The organism is Leclercia sp. EC_58, assembly GCF_019584355.1.
Classification (GTDB): domain Bacteria; phylum Pseudomonadota; class Gammaproteobacteria; order Enterobacterales; family Enterobacteriaceae; genus Enterobacter.
Genome location: NZ_VDAM01000001.1, coordinates 4211910 through 4230509 on the forward strand (window position 1 = coordinate 4211910; position 18600 = coordinate 4230509).

Below are 18600 nucleotides of genomic sequence, written 5' to 3' on the forward strand. Positions count from 1 at the left end.
CTGAGAGGCGGTGTAAGTGAACTGTAGTTGCCATGTTTTACGGCAATGAGAGCAGAGATAGCGCTGATGTCCGGCAGTGCTTTTGCCGTTACGCACCACGCCTTCAGTAGCGGAGCAGGAAGGACATCTGATGGAAATGGAAGCCACGCAAGCACCTTAAAATCACCATCATACACTAAATCAGTAAGTTGGCAGCATTACCAGAAGCCGGTTAACTAACCGGCTTCTGTCTGTTGTAAATCCACTCTACCTTATGTCTCCGGGGTGTGTTTATACCCCGTCAGCATCAGTATTAGGCTCTCTTTAGAAGAGGCGGGGCTGAACTGGTAGTGGTTGCCCTGACGGTCGCCACCAATGTACCAGGAGATTTCCGTCTTGCCCGCCGCCAGCGCTTTGCGCACCGCCTTATCAACGTCGACCATGCGATATTCACGCTTGTTGTTGAGATACAGCAGCGCATCCGACGAGTAATTGCAGGCCGGACGATTTTTCCAGGTGACGGTGGCGGGATCCCAGTCGTTGCTTGCCGGATAGAAGAAGATCTGATCCGCGCCGTTGGCCTCGACTTTTCCACCATAGATCCGCACCCGGTATTTGAACAGGGACGGATCCTGGCCCTCAGGCAGCGCAGGGATCTTAAACTTAACCAGACTCATCGTTTCGCTGTTACGGGTGCGACCGCCGTTTTTCCAGTTATCCTGAACCAGCAGGGTCTCCGCCCCAGGTACCGGGGTGGTTGGGGTCTCGCTACTCACCCAGACGTTTGCCAGCGCCTTTGAATAGCCATAGGGGACGTTAGTGCCGCAGTCCATGCCCTGATTCATGCACATCTCGGTCATAAAGCGGGCGCCGTCTTCAGTCCAGCCATTCATAAAGTCGGCGTGGGCGGTATAGAGGCTGCCCCAGTGTTCTTCACGCACATCGCCATTCATGGTGGGATCGAGCGACAGCTGGGCTTTCGCGGTATCCAGGGAAGTGATCCCGTGCAGCACATAGGCCACGTTCATATTTACCGTCGGGATTTTCACCGGATAACCGGACGGGCACTGCCCTTTCACATCGTAGGTCGCATTCGCCATGCCATGGTGCGGCTGCAGATGGATACCATCCCAGCAGTTAGGGAACTGGATCCCGATATTAAACTGCACCGCATCTTTGGCTTTTCTCAGCCCACACACTTCCCCGACTTTATTGCTGTAGCCTTTGCCATTAGCGCATAAGAAGGTAATGCGGGAGTTAGGCTTGGTGCCGTGGTGATCGCCCGCCAGCAGCGCCAGCCCGGCCGGGAACGGGCTGAGCGGGAACTGTTCGACGTTAGACGCCTGGTAATAGGTCTTTTGGTAGGCGGGTTGAACCACCGTCCCGTCCGGCAGGCGCAGCGACGGCGCCCAGTAAGCTGAGCTGTCGGCTTTGTTATCGCAGGTGGTTTCTGACTGCTTACGCAGTGATTGATAGGTCGAATGGGCGTCCGTATGGGTGTTGCCGAAAAAGTCGTGCCACATCGCCTGGTTGGTTTTGCCAAACATCATTATGGCGTCATCGCCCAGGGTATGGTTATAAGCGCAGACGACGTGTGCCTGCGGGCCTGCATGGGCATAAAGTGACGGCAGCAGCAGTGCTGACGCCATCGCGGTATAAAGTGCGGTCCTTTTCATAAGTATCTCCTGATAGAAAGGACCACATTGGTAACAAAACGGCACTAACGCTTCGAATTATTTGCGCAATATTTTTCTACTCTTACGCGCTTTACAACGCCGCCGGGCGTTTGTGCAGATACCCCAGCGTCAGCAGACAGATCATCGCCCCGGCATAAAAGGTATATTCCGCCCCCCACATTTCCCAGATGATGCCTGCCCCCAGGCTGGCAATCAGCAGCGCTACGCCGCTTACCATACTGAACAGGCCAAACGCTGTACCCCGCAGGTCGGGAGGTGCCGTCTTCGCAATCATCGCGGTCAGCAGCCCCTGAGTCATCCCCATATGGATGCCCCACAGCGCCACGCCGGCAATAATCCCCATCCAGTGGGTGCTCAGCGCCAGCACGATATCGGCGGCGATCAACACCGCCAGCCCCCATTGCAGCAGACGGGTATGGCTCATGGCATCGGAGAGTTTGCCAAAAGGATAGGCCGAAAACGCGTAAAGCAGATTCATGGCGACCATCACCAGCGGGATCAGCGCCAGTGGAATGTCCGCCTGCTGGGCACGCAGCACCAGAAATGCCTCACTGAAACGGGCGAGAGTAAAGACGGCGCCGAGGCCAATCACCCACCAGCAGCTGGCGCCGAGACGTTTCAGGTTCTCTTTTTTAATCGGATTAGACCGTTTATGGACGACGGGAGAGGCAGGTTCATGCAGGCCAAAAAAGAGCAGCACGACGGCAAGCACGCCGGGGATGACGGCGATCCAGAAGATGGTGCGGAAATCATCGTGCCATAGCAGCATCATGCCGACCGCCAGCAGTGGGCCGAGAAAGGCGCCAATAGTATCCATCGACTGACGCAGCCCGTATGCCGCCCCGCGCAGCTCCGGCGGCGTAACGTCAGCCACCAGCGCGTCGCGGGGGGCACCGCGGATCCCCTTCCCTACCCGGTCGATTAAGCGCGCCCCGAGGATCATCCCCGACGACGAGGCGAGCGCAAACAGTGGCTTGCTGGCCGCACCCAGCCCGTAGCCCAGCAGCGCCAGCCCTTTGCGTTTCCCCAGATAGTCGCTGATGGCGCCGGAGAAGACTTTGATGATCAGCGCCGTGGCTTCCGCCAGCCCTTCAATCAGGCCAATAAAGATAACGCTGGCGCCCAGGGTGGTCACCATAAAGAGCGGTAATAAGCTATGGATGATCTCCGAGGAGATATCCATCAACATGCTGACGCCGCCAACGACCCAGACCCCTTTTGGGATCCGGCTCAGCGTGGAAAACCGGGAGACCATGCTCCACTCCTGTTAACGGGGAAAAAATCATTTAACCCGAAACGGCACAGGAGTGAAACAGGCATTCATCGCGTTGGCGACTCAGTGTTTATCGCTCCCGCCGAGGAAAAATATACCCAGCGGGATAGCCAGCAGCACGGTAAAGACCGTGCTGTAGACCAGCACCATCGCCGATTGCAGCACATACATGCTGGTGGTCCACTCCGTCAGCGGGATGTTGTACTGCTCAACCACGCCAATGATAGTCACACGGCCTACCCCCATCACCGCGATCAGAAAAACCGTCAGCAGTGCCAGCAGAAATTTTTTCCCCGCCGGGGTATTGAGTTTATTACGTACCATGCGTGTTTCCTTCACAGATAGATAACAATGATTGCAGCTCACCCTACCACGATCGCCCCTCTTGGGCCAATTCAGAATTTAAAACCAAATCACAAGGTGATTTCCAGTTATATAAACTAGGTAGAAATAAAATTAAGGTAAAAAACACCATTCATGGTAGTGTATGGCCACCGTTTGACATAAAAAGGAATCACTGTGAAAAACGCCGCTAAAAGTCTCATCACTCTGCTGGCTCTGACCTGCGCCAGCGCATACGCCACCCCTGCTGGCCAGCCGCTCAGTAAAACGGCCCCCTACCCGCAGGCGGAACAGGGGATGAAGCGCCAGGTTATCGACCTGCCCGCGCAAAAAGATGAAGCGAATTACAAGGTGGAACTGCTGATCGGCCAGACGCTGGAGGTGGACTGCAACGTGCACCGCCTCGGCGGTCAGTTAACCAGCAAGACGCTGGAAGGCTGGGGATATGATTATTACATCTTTGATAAGGTCACTTCGCCGGTTTCCACCATGATGGCCTGTCCGGACGGGAAAAAGACAACAAAATTTGTGACCGCGAATCTCGGCGAGCATAGCCTGCTGCGCTACAACAGCAAGCTGCCGATTGTGGTTTATACGCCTGCGAATATCGAGGTGAGATACCGTATCTGGCAGGCTGACGAGAAGGTAGAAAGCGCCGTCACGCGTTAATAAAAAAAGCCGGGTAAATCACCCGGCTTTTTTATATCAGAGTGCGATATCCGCAACCGGTTTGCTTTCCGGCTGGGAGGTCGCCTGCGCCTCAGGCTGAGGCGCCGCATCCGGTGCCTGCGGTTTTTCATACTTCAGCTGCAGCACGCGGCTGGTGTACTCCTGCTCGGTGGCCTCAACGTTGCCGTTCAGCGCCGTACCGTATGAAGGAATAATGGTCTTCAGCTTCGCCTGCCACTCCGGGCTGGCGACTTTGTCTTTAAACACTTTTTCCATCAGGTGCAGCATAATGGGTGCCGCGGTGGAGGCGCCCGGGGATGCTCCCAGCAGCGCGGCGACAGTGCCCTCTTTATCGCTGACCACTTCAGTGCCCAGACGCAGCACGCCGCCTTTTTCCTCATCACGCTTGATGATCTGCACGCGCTGGCCCGCCTGCCACAGACGCCAGTCCGCTTTCTTCGCTTCCGGATAATACTCTTTCAGCGCCTCAAAACGATCGTCATCGGAGAGCATCACCTGGCTAATCAGATATTTCACCAGATCGAAGTTATCCAGACCAACATCAACCATCGGACCCACGTTAGAAGTGGTGGTGGAGCTGAGTAGATCCCACAGCGAACCGTTCTTCAGGAATTTGGTTGAGAAGGTGGCGAACGGCCCGAACAGCACCACGCGCTTACCGTCGAGAACACGAGTGTCGATGTGCGGTACCGACATCGGTGGTGCGCCCACGGACGCCTGACCATAGACCTTCGCCAGATGGCGATTCACCACTTCTGGATTTTCCGACACCAGGAACTGTCCGCCAACCGGGAAGCCCGCGTAATTCTCCGCTTCAGGAATACCGGTCTCTTGCAGCAGCTTCAGCGCCGCGCCGCCCGCACCGATAAAGACAAACTTCGCCTTAATGACGTGCTCTTCTTCATTGTGCTTCAGATCGGCGACGGTCACGCTCCAGGAGTTGTCCGCGTTACGCTTAAAGCCGCGCACTTCGGTATTCAACGACAGGTTGAAGTTCTCTTTTTTCTGCAGAGAGCCCACCAGCTGACGGGTGATTTCACCGTAGTTAACGTCGGTACCGATTTCCGTGCGGGTGGCCGCAACCTTCTGGTTCGGGTCGCGCCCTTCCATCACCAGCGGCGCCCACGCTTTGATCTGGGCGTGATCTTCGGAGTACTTCATGCCGCGGAACAGCGAGCTTTGCTGCAGAGCAGCATAACGTCCGCGCAGGAAGTTTACGTTGTCGTCCCCCCAGACAAAGCTCATGTGCGGGACAGTGTTAATGAAACTGTGTGGATCGTGCAGCACACCGCTGTTCACCTGGTGAGACCAGAACTGACGGGAGATCTGGAACGCTTCGTTGATCTCCACCGCTTTCTCAATGCTGATAGAGCCATCTTTCTTCTGCGGGGTGTAGTTCAGCTCCATTAACGCAGAGTGGCCGGTTCCGGCGTTGTTCCAGCCGTTAGAGCTCTCCTGCGCTACGCCGTCCAGGCGTTCAACCATGGTCATGGACCAGTCCGGCTGAAGCTCCTGCAAATAGGTTCCCAGCGTGGCGCTCATGATCCCGCCACCAATTAACAGAACGTCCGTTTCCTGCTCTTGCGATGCCTGAGCCTTCGCCGCCATGGAGACAGCACTAAGGCTTGCCGCCGCAGCCAGCAGCAGGGCAGTCATTTTTTTCATAATTAATGCCTTCGTAATACGCGTTTGTTCGCTATTTATGCAGATGAAGTCGAGTGCGGCGCCACGGTAGCAATAATTAAATATTGTTTAAAGGTTAAATAATTATTGTAATTATGATAATAAATGTCGCTGCATTTGTAGGGGTATGGCTAATCCGGTGCTGGAAAAGTGCGCCATTTCCCGCTACTATGCAGCGCTTTGTGATCGCGCGCACAGATGCCTCTGGGCTGCACTCATTCTCCTGACCTGCGAAAAACTATGTCTTCAGTACACGCTTCTCCATCTGCGCTCTCTATCCTGCGCTCTCCATCGCTGTTTATGCGTGAAACCCTTGCCGGTGTTATCACCGCCCTGGCCTTGATTCCGGAAGTGATCTCGTTCTCTGTCGTCGCGGGGGTTGATCCGAAGGTGAGCCTGTTTGCCTCGGTGGTCCTCTGCCTGGGGCTGTCGGTGATGGGCGGTCGCCCGGCGATGGTGACGGCCGCCGCGGGCTCCGTGGCGCTGGTGATTGGGCCGATGGTCCATCAGCATGGCGCGCAATACATCCTGCCAGCGGTGCTGCTGGCTGGCGTGATCCAGATCCTGTTCGGCGCGCTGGGAATGGCGCGTCTGATGCGTTTTATTCCCCAGGCAGTGATGACCGGGTTTGTTAACGCCCTGGGGATCCTGATTTTCTTTGCCCAGGTGCCGCATTTCTGGAGCAGAAGCCCGCTGATCGTCGGCCTGTTTGTGCTCACCCTGCTGATTGTGCTCTGGGCGCCCCGCTACATTAAAAGCGTGCCCTCCCCGTTGATTGCCATCGTGGTGCTGACACTCTATACCGTCACCAGCGGCCAGCTGCTACCGACCGTGGGGGATGAAGAATCAATTGGCGGCGGCCTGCCGGGGATCACCCAGATGCTGGTGCCGCTGAATCTGCAAACCCTGAGTATTATCTGGCCCTGCGCCCTGAGTATCGCCTTTGTCGGCCTGATGGAGTCGCTCCTGACCGCGAAGCTGGTGGATGAGCTGACGGCGACCCCGTCCAGCAAGCGCCGCGAAAGCATGGGACTGGGCGTGGCCAATATCATGGCGGGCTTCTTTGGCGGGATCGCCGGTTGCGCGATGATCGGTCAGACCATCGTTAACGTCGAAATGGGCAAAGGCCGCAGCCGCGTCTCCACCTTTGCCGCCGGGCTGGTACTGCTGGTGCTGGTCACTGCCCTGAGCGAAGTGATGGCGAAAATTCCGATGGCGGTGCTGGCGGGGATCATGGCGATTGTCGCCATTAAAACCTTCAACTGGCAGAGCATTCGCCCTGCCACGGTGAAAGGGGCGCCGGTTGCGGAAACGCTGGTGATGCTGGTGACCGTCGGGGCCACCGTTTCAACCGGCAACCTGGCAATTGGTGTGGTAGGCGGGATTATCATGATGGTGATCCTCCCTGCCCGCCTACGACGCAAACACGCCGTTACAGCAGAAACAGCGTCGCCAGCCCAAGAAAAATAAAGAAGCCGCCAGTATCGGTAATGGCGGTGATCATCACGCTCGACCCCACTGCGGGGTCGCGCCCGAGGCGGGTCATGATCATCGGGATGAGGACGCCCATCGTCGCCGCCACCAGCAGGTTCAGCACCATCGCCAGAGTCATTACCCCACCCAGCGCCATATCGCCGTACAGCCACCAGGTCACACCCCCCATGATGCCGCCCCACACCAGGCCATTAATCAGCGCCACGCCGAGCTCACGCAGGATCAGGAAGGTAAAGTTGCCCGGCTGAATATGCTGAAGCGCCAGGGCGCGCACGATCATGGTGATGGTCTGATTACCGGTATTGCCGCCAATGCCCGCCACGATAGGCATCAGCGAGGCCAGCGCCACCAGCTGGGAGATGGTGTGTTCAAATCCGTCAATGACACGTGAGGCGATGAAGGCGGTGCAGAGGTTGATCGCCAGCCACGCCCAGCGGGTTTTCACCGCCTTGCTCACCGGGGCATAGACATCCTCTTCGGCACTTAACCCGCCGAGGGCGCGCATATCGTTGTCGGTCTCTTTGTAGACCACGTCGACGATCTCATCGATGGTCAGGCGCCCCAACAATTTGCCTTCCGGGTCAACTACGCCCGCGCTGAGCAGGTTGTCACGTTCAAAGGTGCGGGCGGCTTTTTCGGCGTCATCTTCCGGGGAAAAGAGCATCGGCTGCGTTTCCATCACCTCGCTGACGAGAGTCTGGGTGCTGTTAAGCAGAATGGTCTGTAGATCAAGCTCGCCGAGCAGGGTTTTATCCCGGGAGGTCACAAACAGCTTATCGGTGTTCTTTGGCATTTTGCCCAGACGTCGCAGGTAGCGCTGGACCGCGCCCAGGGTTACGTCAGGGCGCACCGTAATGACGCTGAACTCCAGGATTGCGCCGACGCGGTCCTGCTCATAGTGCATCACCTGTTGGACCCGGGCACGGTCCTGGGGCGGCAGCGACGCCAGCAACTGTCCGGTCAGGTTACGCGGCAGGTGCTGGACCATGTAGAGCTGGTCGTCGATATCCAGGGTGCGTACCGCGTCGAGAATGGCCTGGTCGCTCATCTCGTCGATCAGATCGTCCCAGACGTTTTCGGAGGCTTCGAGCAATACCTGACCGCGCTCGTGATCCTCCACCAGCCGCCACAAAGCGTGGCGCTCTTCCGAGGGCAGCGCTTCGAGGGTGTCGGCGAGATCCGGCGGCGGCAAATGGGCTACCAGCGCCCCTACCTCAGCAATATCGTCGGCTAACGTCCCGACATCATATTGCTCAGCCAGGGTCAGTTTACCCAGCAGGGTGGAAGTGAGCGCTTTGTCGGTGGTCATCAGCCAGATCAGGCGCGCACGCTCTTCATCGCGCAGCCGTGCGCTGTTTTTGCTTAATACAGACATTAAATATCAATCCATTAAATAAGTTGGCATTAAGCATAGCGTGGGGTTGTGTAAATTTTAATAAACGGATGAGAGGAGAGGTCAAAAAAGCAGCAGGCGGAGAAAACAAGATTGCAGGCCGGGTGAGGCGAAGCCGCCACCCGGCACAGTTACGCTCAGGCGGTACGGGCTACCGCATCACGCGACGCGGCATCGCGCTCCGCGCCGGTCAGTTCCGTCAGCTGGCCGCTGCGCATCTCAAGCAGACGGTCGGCATGGATAAAGTAATGGTCGTCATGGCTGATGGCGAAGATGGTTTTGCCCATCTGCTGCATCAGCGGCAACAGGACCTGGTAAAACTCGCGACGGAAATGCGGGTCCTGATCGGCAGCCCACTCATCCAGCAGAATAATGTCACGTTCTTCCGCCAGCGCCAGCAGCAGCGCCACGCGCTTCTTCTGCCCTTTTGACAGCTTGAGGTTGAGGATTTTGCCATCCTGCAGCTCCAGCTTGTGGGACATTTGCAGATGCGCCAGCCATTTTTCCACCAGCGCCGGATCGGCCTGCTTGCCTTCTGGCCCCAGCAGCTGATCGAACAGCCAGACGTCGGTAAACACCGCCGAGAAGAGCTTGCGGTAATCCTCCGGTTTTTCAGCACTGAGCGGTTTACCGTCCAGCAGGATCTCACCTGACTGGGGCTGATACAGGCCGGTCAGCAGCATCGCCAGCGTCGATTTACCGCTGCCGTTACCGCCAATCAGGAACAGCAGCTCGCCGCGGTTAAGGGTTAAATTCACCGGCCCGACGGAAAATGCATTGTCCTGGTACTGGAAGGTGACGTTACGCAGCTCCAGCGTCTGCCAGTTCGGGAAGGCCTCAGGACGCGGGAATTCAGGTTTGTACGGCGCGAGGGCAAACTTACGCAGCTTGTTAAAGGCGACCTGGGCGCTGAGCAGGGTCGGCAGCGCCCCGACGGCAGAAAGCAGCGGCGTACGCAGGAACAGCAGGGTCAGCGAGTAGGTGGCGGCGACGTTAGTATCCGCCCAGCCGAGGCTGTTCGCCATCCAGAAGACCAGGCCAATCGCCCCCAGCATCATGATGTTTGACCAGTTGACCGCGCTCAGGTGGAAGGTATCGGCCCGCACGATGTGGTGGCGATACTCACGGGCATCCGGAATATAGAGGTTGTTAAAGATATGCTCGGCACGCTCGCGGTTCAGGGTCAGCTCTTTGCGCCCTTCCAGCACCGTCTGATAGTCGTTATAGAGCTTATCTTCGGTTTCGCGCAGCACCGCCATGTGTTTGTAGACCCGCGACACCAACAGGTAGCCGCCCCAGATGGTGATCGCAATCCACAGGGCGGTGATGGCCAGCATTTTGGTGGAGAGCCAGGCCAGATAGGCCGCCGATCCAACGGTCAGGATAATCCCCTGCACCAGCTCCGGCAGACGCACAAAGGCGATGGTGATTGAGCGCACATCGCTGGTCAGCCCGGCCAGCAGCGAGGCGCTGCCCAGCTGCTCGACGCGTTCAACCTGGGTATCCAGAATCCGCTTGATGAACTCGCTGCGCAGGCGGTAGACAAAGTGGTGACCGAGCGTCGTGAGCGCCAGCTGCGAGCCGAGCGTGACGGCCATCAGCAGGACCAGCAGACCGAGAAATTCCGGCAGCACCATCAGGGTGGTATCAACAGTTTCAATCAAACGCAGGTTGATAAAGGCGATCAGCCCAATACCCAGCGCGGCGCTGAGCAGGCTTAATGCCATCACCGCGATAAACGGCCAGCGATATTGGCGCCAGACCAGTAACAGGAGTTCCATGCAGAGCAATCCAGACAAGAAAAAACAGCCAGCAGTGTAAACTGCTCGCCGTTTACATCAAGAATAATTCTTATTTTTATTCGCTGTACGCCGCCTGGCGGAAGGTCAGGTTGTAGCGATAATCGCCGGTAAGAGGATGCGTACCAGGCTTAAGGGACTGAATGCCGTGGTAAAACAGTCGTGATGGCCCGCCCCAGACCACCACGTCGCCGTGCTCCAGCAGCAGGCGTTGCAGCGGATCGTTACGCCGTAATCCGCCGAACTGGAATACCGCCGGCAGGCCGAGGGAAACCGAGACAATCGGCGCCCGCAGGTCCGCTTCATCTTTATCCTGATGCAGCGAGAGCTTAGCCCCAATCGCGTAACGGTTGATGAGACAGGCGTCCGGCTGGAACTCAGGATAGCCCGCCGCGCAGGCAGCATCGTGGCACAGGGTGGCAAACGCCTCCGGCATGGGGGGCCAGCGAGTATCGGTAAGAGGATCGTCCGGGGAGTAGAGATAGCCCCGCTGATTGGTGGTCCAGCCCAGCCCGCCACAGTTGGTCATTGCCACCGACATGGTGTAGCCCCCGGGGGTGACCATCTGGCGGAACGGCGAGACGGTAGCCACCTGTTCGATTGCCTGTATTAATGCAGGCGCTCCAGCCCGGGCGAAGCGGCGCAGGATCACCGCACCGGGCGCAAGCGGCTCCTGCCAGGGTTGTTCATCTGCAAAGAGATCGAGCATCACACCTCCTCTTTTTTCGCTTCCCGACGCAGCAGCGCCGCTTTGCGGGCCGTACCCCAGCGGTAGCCCGAGATCCCGCCATCGCTTCGCACCACACGATGACAAGGGATGATAACCGCCAGTTTGTTGGCAGCACAGGCCCGGGCCACTGCCCGCACCGCGCCAGGATGTCCAATGGCGTTTGCCACCTGTTGATAGCTTGCCGTTTCGCCGCCGGGAATGGCGCGCAAGGCCTGCCAGACCTGACGCTGAAAGGCGGTGCCGCGAATATCCAGCGGCAGGGCGAGCGCCACGGCGTGGTTATCCACGCTGGCGATCACCCGGGCGACGCGGGCGGCAAAGGCGGCATCTGCCTGTTCCCGCCGGGCGTGCGGAAAAAGGGTCGCCAGCTCGGCAACCAGCGTGCTGTCGTCATCGCCGGGTAAAATAGCGCAGATCCCCCGCGCGCTTTCCGCCACCAGGCAACGCCCCAGCGTACAGTCGCTCAGGGCGTAGCGCACGGTGGTCTCTTCCCCGCCGCTGCGGTACTGCTTCGCGGTCATCCCCAGCGTGGCATCGGCGTTGCGATAGTAGCTGCTGCTGTCGGGGAAACCGGCCGCCAGCACGGAGTCGGTAATTTTATCTCCCTGCGCAAGGGCATGACGCAGCCGTTTCGCCCGCGCCGCCTGCTGCCAGGCTTTAGGGGTCATCCCGGTGGCGGTTTTGAACAGACGATGAAGATGATACGGGCTCATCGCCACCTGCTGCGCCAGCTGCTCAAGGGTCAAAGGTTGCTCCTGCTCCAGCAACCGGCAGGCTTTTTCGATGGTGGCGACGCGCTGCGCCTGCGGATCCGGTTGATCCGGGCGGCAGCGTTTGCAGGGACGAAAACCCGCCTGCGCCGCCTGGCGGGCATCAGGATAAAAGCGGACATTCTCACGCAGAGCATGGCGCGCCCGGCAGGAGGGGCGGCAGAAGATGCCGGTGGTCTGCACGGCAAACACAAACTGACCATCGGCATGGCGATCGCGGGCCAGCACCGCCAGCCAGCGTTCATCATCATTATTCAGGTTCGGCTTTTTCATGATCGGCTCCTTCTGTAAGCATACTCATAGCCTGCCTGAGCGCCAGCCGACAAAAACCCGCAACCTTGCTTTTTAATTCTTCCCGTTAACGAGGAAACTGGCAAACTGCGGGGACATCCAGGTTTTGAAGCCCTCCCCTTCGCGGGTGATCATATAGACAGCCAGCCCTTGCTGACGCACAACCTCTTTGGCTTTTTCCGTCCCCAGCACCATCAGGCCCGTATCCCAGGCGTCGGCTTCCAGTGCCGTAGGGGCAATCACCGTTACCGACACCAGATTGTGCGTAATCGGGCGACCGGTCTGGGGATCGATCACATGGGAGATGCGCTTGCCGTCCAGCTCATAATAGTTGCGGTAGCTGCCAGAGGTACTGATGCCGTGACCGTTGATATCGACAATGGCCTGTACGGCGTTTTGCTCATCGGTCGGCTTCTGGATCGCCACGCGCCAGGGTTTATCGCTGGCGTTCATGCCCCGGCTGACCAGCGCCCCGCCCACCGACACCAGGTAGCGCGGGATCCCCTCTTCAGCCATCAGCCGGGCCAGGTGATCGGCGGCATAGCCCTCCCCGACCGTCGAGAGATCGACAAACAGATCGGGGATATCCTTTTCGAGGTATTGCTTGCCGGACTGATTTATCACCGTCAGATGCTGGAGGCCCGTTTGCGCCCGGGCATCGTCAATCTGCGTCTGGTCAGGGGTTTTCACCGGCTGCTTGTTCGGGCCAAAGCCCCACAGGTTAACCAGCGGGCCGACGGTAATGTCCATCGCGCCGTTCGTTTTGTAGCCCACCCGCAGCGATTCGGTGACAATGTCAGCCATCGCTTCGCTCACCGGCCAGGGCGAGGTACTCTTCGACTGATTAAAGCGCATCAGCGCGGAGTCGTTTTTATAAGTGGACATTAACTGGTCATCGCCGTCCAGCTGAGCCTGGATCTTCCCGCGCAGCTCTTCAGCCCGGGCAGCGGAGAGATCGATGGCGCTGACGCGCCAGAAGGTACCCATCGTTTTCCCTTCCAGCACCGTCGCGGCGGCGGTTTCGCTCTTTGCAGAGGGAGCAGGTGCGTCACACGCAGCCAGCATAAACAGCGTCGCCAGCAAGCCGACACGCAAAAAAGTAATTTCCATTCGTTATTATCCTCAAGCCTGAGACCGGCAAGAGTACACCAAAAAACAGGCTTTGTAAGGGCCTGATGGTAAAACAAAAAAAAGGGGCCCTTTGGCCCCTTTCGCAATAGTACGTAAGACTTAGAACTGGTAAACCAGACCCAGTGCTACGATGTCATCGGTGCTGATGCCAGCCTGACGGGTGAAGGAGTTATTATCCAGCAGGTTAATTTTGTAATCCACGTAGGTGGACATGTTTTTGTTGAAGTAGTAAGTCGTGCCAACATCAACATATTTCAGCAGATCCTGGTCGCCGTAGTTATCAATGTCCTTACCTTTAGACTGCAGGTAAGCCACGGATGGACGCAGACCGAAGTCGAACTGGTACTGTGCAACCACTTCGAAGTTCTGTGCTTTGTTAGCGAAGCCGTAAATGTCGCTGCCGTTCTGAGAGTTGCCGAAACGGGTGGCGTTGTAGGTCTGGGAGTACTGCGCTGCCAGGTACAGGTTGTTCGCGTCATATTTCAGGCCGCCGCTGTACACTTCAGCACGGTCGCCGTCGCCGTAAACGCCTGCAGCGTTCTGGTCTGCGGTACGTTTAGAAGAGGCTGCTGCCGCACCTACGCTGAAGCCTTCGCCCAGATCGTAAGTCAGAGAGCCGCCGAAGCCGTCGCCGTTCTGTTTCAGCAGGCTACGGCCGGTGTCGTTTTCGCCGCTGACGCTGCCGTTTTTACCCTGGTACTGCAGAGCAAAGTTCAGGCCGTCAACCAGACCGAAGAAGTCCTGGTTACGGTAGGTTGCAACGCCGTTAGCACGGGATTGCAGGAAGTTGTCGGAACCGTAGGTGTCGCCGCCGAATTCTGGCAGAACGTCGGTCCAGGAGGTGACGTCGTAGATTACGCCGTAGTTACGACCGTAGTCGAAAGAACCTGCTTCAGCGAACTTCAGACCTGCGAAGGCCACACGCGTCCAGGACTGGTTGTCGCTCTCGGTGGTGTTGCCCTGAATCTGGTATTCCCACTGACCGTAACCAGTGATCTGATCGTTAACCTGAGTTTCGCCTTTGAAGCCGAGACGCATGTAAGTCTGATCGCCATCAGCGCCGTCGTCATCAGAGAAATAGTGCAGACCGTCTACTTTACCGTAGAGATCTAATTTGTTGCCGTCTTTGTTATAAATTTCAGCCGCATTCGCTGCGCCTGCTACCAGCAGTGCTGGCACCAGGAGGGACAGTACTTTAACTTTCATTATTTTAACCCTCTGTTATATGTCTTTTATTACCACTGCTTACTGATTAACCCTCTTAACCAGTCGGCAAGTTCATTCTCCTCAAAAATACAGAATAATCCAATAAGAATATGATACGAAAACTTTTAAGATGTTTCATATTGCCGTATAGATGTTTCAAATTGTAAATTTCAGGGAACTTTTTGTCCGCACATTTAGTTAAAAAATAGCGCACTAAAAATCAAAGTTTAAAAATTTATCATATATATCAATAATTTACACAAAAATAAATTATAGCACTGATTGACAAAACAAAAACCGCAGCGGCTACTAAAATATCTCTCGCTATCATCATTAACTTTATTTATTACCGTCATTCAAATTTGAATGTCTGTTTATCCAGAATTGAACCGAATGCAATGCATTCGGTTTTTTTTTACTCATCTTTACGCAATTTTATATAATTTGTGCTACCCACCTGTAACTATAACGACTATTAATTAAATCTTCGCTTGCTATTTTTAGGCTCATAAATTGCGTCTTGAATTTAATTTCTTGTTTATTCGTGCTATTTTTTCCAACTATTGTGAGTTATTTGTACAATTTTCACCTGGGCGTACAGATTTAAGACAATCCTTTTTCGTCCTGCAACGACGTGAAAAAGTCAGCCTCACCCGTGGCGTGAGGCTGGAAATTCGATTATTACGCTTTATACTGCCCTACTCGCCTGAAGCGCAGCCATAACGGGTTAAACACATCAATGAGTCAGTCTGAAACCACAGCCGCGAACAAGTTCTCCCTGCTTCCGGGCAGCATTACTCGTTTCTTTCTTCTATTGATCGTTGTGCTGTTAGTGACCATGGGCGTAATGGTGCAAAGCGCCGTGAACACCTTGCTCAAAGACCGCAGCTATCAGATTGTCGATATCAGCCACGCGCTGCATAAGCGCATCGATACCTGGCGCTACGCCACCTGGCAGATTTACGACAATATCGCGGCAACCCCTACCACTTCCTCTGCTGAAGGTTTGCAGGAGACGCGCCTGAAGCAGGACGTTTACTATCTTGAGAAAACGCGACGCAAAACCGAAGCCCTGATTTTTGGTTCCCACGACAGCGCTACGCTGGAGATGACCCAGCGCATGTCGACCTATCTGGATACGCTGTGGGGCGCGGAGACCGTTCCCTGGTCGATGTACTATCTCAACGGTCAGGACAACAGCATGATCCTGATCTCCACCCTGCCACTTAAAGATCTCTCCTCCGGGTTCAAAGAGTCTACGGTGGGTAATATTGTCGATTCCCGTCGCGCGGAGATGCTGCAGCAGGCTAACGCCCTGGATGAGCGCGAAAGTTTCTCCTCCCTGCGCCGACTGGCCTGGCAAAATGGCCACTACTTTACCCTGCGTACGACGTTCAACCAGCCAGGGCATCTGGCCACGGTGGTGGCCTTTGATCTGCCCATCAACGATCTGATCCCGCCGGATATGCCGCTGGAAAGCTTCCGCCTGGAGCAGGACAACGGAGCGCAAAACCTGCGCACGCCGACGGATAAAGAGAGCCCTGACAGCGTCTCTATCACCTTTAATGGTTCGAAAATCGAAATTGCTTCCACCCTGAACACCACCGGCATGCGTCTGGTCTGGCAGGTGCCTTTCGGTACGCTGCTGCTGGATACGCTGCAAAACATCCTGTTGCCCCTGCTGCTTAATATTGGTCTGCTGGCGCTGGCGCTGTACGGTTACAGTACCTTCCGTTCGCAGCCAGGTCGCCAGAGCGATGTTCCTGTGGCAGCCGGTACCAACAACGAGCTGCGTGTCCTGCGCGCGCTGAATGAAGAGATTGTCTCTGTGCTGCCGCTCGGCCTGCTGGTCCACGACCAGGAGGCTAACCGTACGGTGATCAGCAACAAAATTGCCGACCACCTGCTGCCCCACCTGAATCTGCAAAACATCACCAGCATGGCGGATCAGCACCAGGGGGTGATTCAGGCCACGATTAATAATGAGCTGTATGAGATCCGCCAGTTCCGCAGCCAGGTGGCATCGCGCACGCAGATTTTCATTATTCGCGATCAGGATCGCGAGGTGCTGGTCAATAAAAAGCTCAAGCAGGCGCAAAGGCTGTATGAGAAAAACCAGCAGGGCCGCGCGGCGTTTATGCAAAATATCGGCGAAGCGTTCAAGCTGCCGCTGAAGGCGCTTGCCAGCGAAGCCGCCCATTTATCCACCCCGGAAAGCATGCAGCTTTCCGCTCATGCCGATACGCTGGTACGGCTGGTGGATGAGATCCAGCTTGCCAACATGCTGGAAAATGACACCTGGAAGAGCACGGCCTCGCTGTTTTCCATTCAGGATCTGATTGATGAAGTGGTGCCGGAAGTGCTGCCGGTCATCAAGCGTAAAGGGCTGCAGCTGCTGATTAACAACCCGCTGCGCGCGAACGATGAGCGTCATGGCGACCGTGACGCCCTGCGCCGCATTCTGTTGATGCTGATCCAGTACGCAGTCACCACCACCCAGATCGGCAAAATTACCCTTGAAGTGAGCAGCGATGAATCGGCTGAAGACCGTCTCACCTTCCGCATTCTGGATACCGGCGAAGGGGTTACCGCCAGCGAAATTGATAATCTGCACTTCCCGTTCCTTAACGAGACTCAGGGTGACAACTATGGCAAAGCCAATGCCCTCACCTTCTGGCTCTGCGATCAGCTGGCGCGTAAGCTTGGCGGCCATCTGAATATCAAAGCGCGTGAATCGCTGGGCACCCGCTACTCTCTGCACGTCAAAATGGCGGCAAGCCCGCAGGACGCGGAGGAGGATGAACGCCTGCTGGATGATGTGGTAATAATGGTGGACGTGACCTCAAACGAGATCCGCAATATTGTGGTTCGTCAGCTGGAAAACTGGGGTGCAACCTGTATATCCCCTGACGAACGGCTGGCAAGTCAAGAATATGATCTCTTTTTAACAGATAATCCGTCTAATCTTACTGCCTCGGGCTTGCTTTTAAGCGATGATGAGCCAGGCGTGCGGAAAATTGGCCCCGGCCAGGTGCGCGTCAACTTTAATATGAGCAATGCTATGCAGGAAGCTGTACTACAACTAATAGAAGAGCAACTGGCGCAGGAAACGATCCCGGAATCCCCACTGGGTGGCAATGAAAATGCTGAACTTCATGCCAGCGGATATTATTCGCTCTTTGTAGACACAGTTCCAGATGATGTTAAGAGGTTGTATACTGAATCGGCCGTGAACGACTTCGCGGCGCTGGCTCAGACAGCACACCGGCTCAAAGGGGTGTTTGCCATGCTTAATCTGGTTCCAGGCAAGCAATTATGTGAAACGCTGGAACATCTTATTCGTGAGAAAGATGCCGCCAGCATAGAAAAATACATCAGCGACATTGACGCCTACGTCAAAAGCTTGCTGTAGCAAGGTAGCCCTATACATGAACAATATGAACGTAATTATTGCCGATGACCATCCGATTGTACTGTTCGGTATTCGCAAATCACTTGAACAGATCGAGTGGGTGAATGTAGTCGGTGAATTTGAAGATTCCACAGCACTGATTAATAACCTGCCAAAGCTTGATGCGCACGTGCTTATCACCGACCTTTCCATGCCTGGAGATAAGTACGGTGACGGGATTACGCTGATCAAATACATCAAGCGCCATTTCCCAAGCATTTCGATTATCGTGCTGACCATGAACAATAACCCGGCGATTTTGAGCGCGGTTCTGGATCTCGATATCGAAGGCATCGTCCTGAAACAGGGCGCGCCGACCGATCTGCCGAAAGCGCTGGCCGCGCTGCAGAAAGGGAAAAAATTCACGCCGGAAAGCGTCTCTCGCCTGCTGGAAAAAATCAGCGCTGGCGGTTACGGCGACAAACGCCTGTCGCCAAAAGAGAGCGAAGTCCTGCGTCTGTTTGCCGAAGGTTTCCTGGTCACCGAAATTGCCAAGAAGCTGAACCGCAGCATCAAGACCATCAGTAGCCAGAAAAAATCGGCGATGATGAAGCTGGGCGTGGAGAACGACATCGCCCTGCTGAACTACCTCTCCTCCGTGACCCTGAGTCCGGCGGATAAAGAGTAATTCCGTGAAATGCCGGGTGGCGCTTCGCTTACCCGGCCTACAA

General features: G+C 56.0%; 15 protein-coding genes. 4 read left to right on the top strand and 11 right to left on the bottom strand.

The annotated features are described in order from the left end of the window. The 4 genes from FHC51_RS20570 to FHC51_RS20585 all read right to left on the bottom strand — a co-directional run. A partial coding sequence (locus FHC51_RS20570) for an IS1 family transposase (RefSeq protein ID WP_032305469.1) occupies nucleotides 1-147 on the bottom strand: 147 nt, incomplete at its 3' end. 104 nt (nucleotides 148-251) lie between these two features. After that, nucleotides 252-1655, bottom strand: a complete 1404-nt coding sequence (locus tag FHC51_RS20575) for a DUF1996 domain-containing protein (RefSeq protein WP_220436480.1) — start codon at nucleotides 1653-1655, stop codon at nucleotides 252-254. A gap of 91 nt (nucleotides 1656-1746) precedes the next feature. Beyond that, nucleotides 1747-2931 (bottom strand): MFS transporter, encoded by a 1185-nt coding sequence (locus tag FHC51_RS20580; protein WP_220436481.1) that lies wholly within the window; start codon nucleotides 2929-2931, stop codon nucleotides 1747-1749. 81 nt (nucleotides 2932-3012) lie between these two features. After that, nucleotides 3013-3273, bottom strand: coding sequence for a DUF2534 family protein (locus tag FHC51_RS20585; protein ID WP_039031021.1), 261 nt, complete (start codon nucleotides 3271-3273; stop codon nucleotides 3013-3015). A 195-nt stretch (nucleotides 3274-3468) separates the two neighbouring features. Between FHC51_RS20585 and eco the strand changes: the two genes are divergently transcribed. Beyond that, entirely contained in the window at nucleotides 3469-3960 is a 492-nt protein-coding gene (gene eco / locus FHC51_RS20590) for a serine protease inhibitor ecotin (RefSeq protein WP_220436482.1), read from the top strand. A 36-nt stretch (nucleotides 3961-3996) separates the two neighbouring features. Here eco and mqo read toward each other — a convergent pair whose 3' ends face one another. Beyond that, on the bottom strand, nucleotides 3997-5646 hold the full coding sequence (mqo, locus tag FHC51_RS20595; RefSeq protein ID WP_220436483.1) for a malate dehydrogenase (quinone): 1650 nt from the start codon (nucleotides 5644-5646) through the stop codon (nucleotides 3997-3999). Nucleotides 5647-5904: 258 nt separating this feature from the next. Here mqo and FHC51_RS20600 point away from each other — a divergent pair, with 258 nt between their 5' ends. Continuing rightward, nucleotides 5905-7134, top strand: a complete 1230-nt coding sequence (locus tag FHC51_RS20600; RefSeq protein ID WP_255584939.1) for a SulP family inorganic anion transporter — start codon at nucleotides 5905-5907, stop codon at nucleotides 7132-7134. Here the strand turns inward: FHC51_RS20600 and mgtE are convergent. The 6 genes from mgtE to FHC51_RS20630 form a co-directional block, all read right to left on the bottom strand. Beyond that, nucleotides 7097-8533 carry a magnesium transporter gene (mgtE, locus tag FHC51_RS20605; RefSeq protein WP_114386068.1) on the bottom strand — a complete coding sequence of 479 codons (1437 nt, stop codon included), beginning with the start codon at nucleotides 8531-8533 and terminating at the stop codon, nucleotides 7097-7099. The two genes, FHC51_RS20600 and mgtE, sit on opposite strands and share 38 nt — an antisense overlap. Nucleotides 8534-8688: 155 nt before the next feature. Continuing rightward, nucleotides 8689-10332: a multidrug ABC transporter permease/ATP-binding protein gene (locus FHC51_RS20610; protein ID WP_103825108.1), complete on the bottom strand. Its 1644-nt coding sequence runs from the start codon at nucleotides 10330-10332 to the stop codon at nucleotides 8689-8691. Between the two features lie 76 nt (nucleotides 10333-10408). Then, a complete protein-coding gene (gene alkB / locus FHC51_RS20615; RefSeq protein WP_220436485.1) occupies nucleotides 10409-11059 on the bottom strand; it encodes a DNA oxidative demethylase AlkB in 651 nt (216 codons plus the stop codon). Then, nucleotides 11059-12123, bottom strand: coding sequence for a bifunctional DNA-binding transcriptional regulator/O6-methylguanine-DNA methyltransferase Ada (gene ada / locus FHC51_RS20620; RefSeq protein ID WP_220436486.1), 1065 nt, complete (start codon nucleotides 12121-12123; stop codon nucleotides 11059-11061). Before ada ends, alkB begins: the two co-directional genes overlap by 1 nt. 72 nt (nucleotides 12124-12195) lie before the next feature. Beyond that, nucleotides 12196-13251 carry an FAD:protein FMN transferase ApbE gene (apbE, locus tag FHC51_RS20625; protein ID WP_220436487.1) on the bottom strand — a complete coding sequence of 352 codons (1056 nt, stop codon included), beginning with the start codon at nucleotides 13249-13251 and terminating at the stop codon, nucleotides 12196-12198. Between the two features lie 120 nt (nucleotides 13252-13371). Further along, complete coding sequence (locus tag FHC51_RS20630) at nucleotides 13372-14478, bottom strand: porin OmpC (RefSeq protein ID WP_103825112.1); 1107 nt, start codon at nucleotides 14476-14478, stop codon at nucleotides 13372-13374. A gap of 739 nt (nucleotides 14479-15217) precedes the next feature. Here FHC51_RS20630 and rcsD point away from each other — a divergent pair. Both rcsD and rcsB read left to right on the top strand, forming a co-directional pair. Then, nucleotides 15218-17890, top strand: a complete 2673-nt coding sequence (gene rcsD, locus FHC51_RS20635) for a phosphotransferase RcsD (protein WP_220436488.1) — start codon at nucleotides 15218-15220, stop codon at nucleotides 17888-17890. Nucleotides 17891-17906: 16 nt separating this feature from the next. Next, complete coding sequence (rcsB, locus tag FHC51_RS20640) at nucleotides 17907-18557, top strand: response regulator transcription factor RcsB (RefSeq protein WP_032612710.1); 651 nt, start codon at nucleotides 17907-17909, stop codon at nucleotides 18555-18557. Nucleotides 18558-18600: the final 43 nt, after the last annotated feature.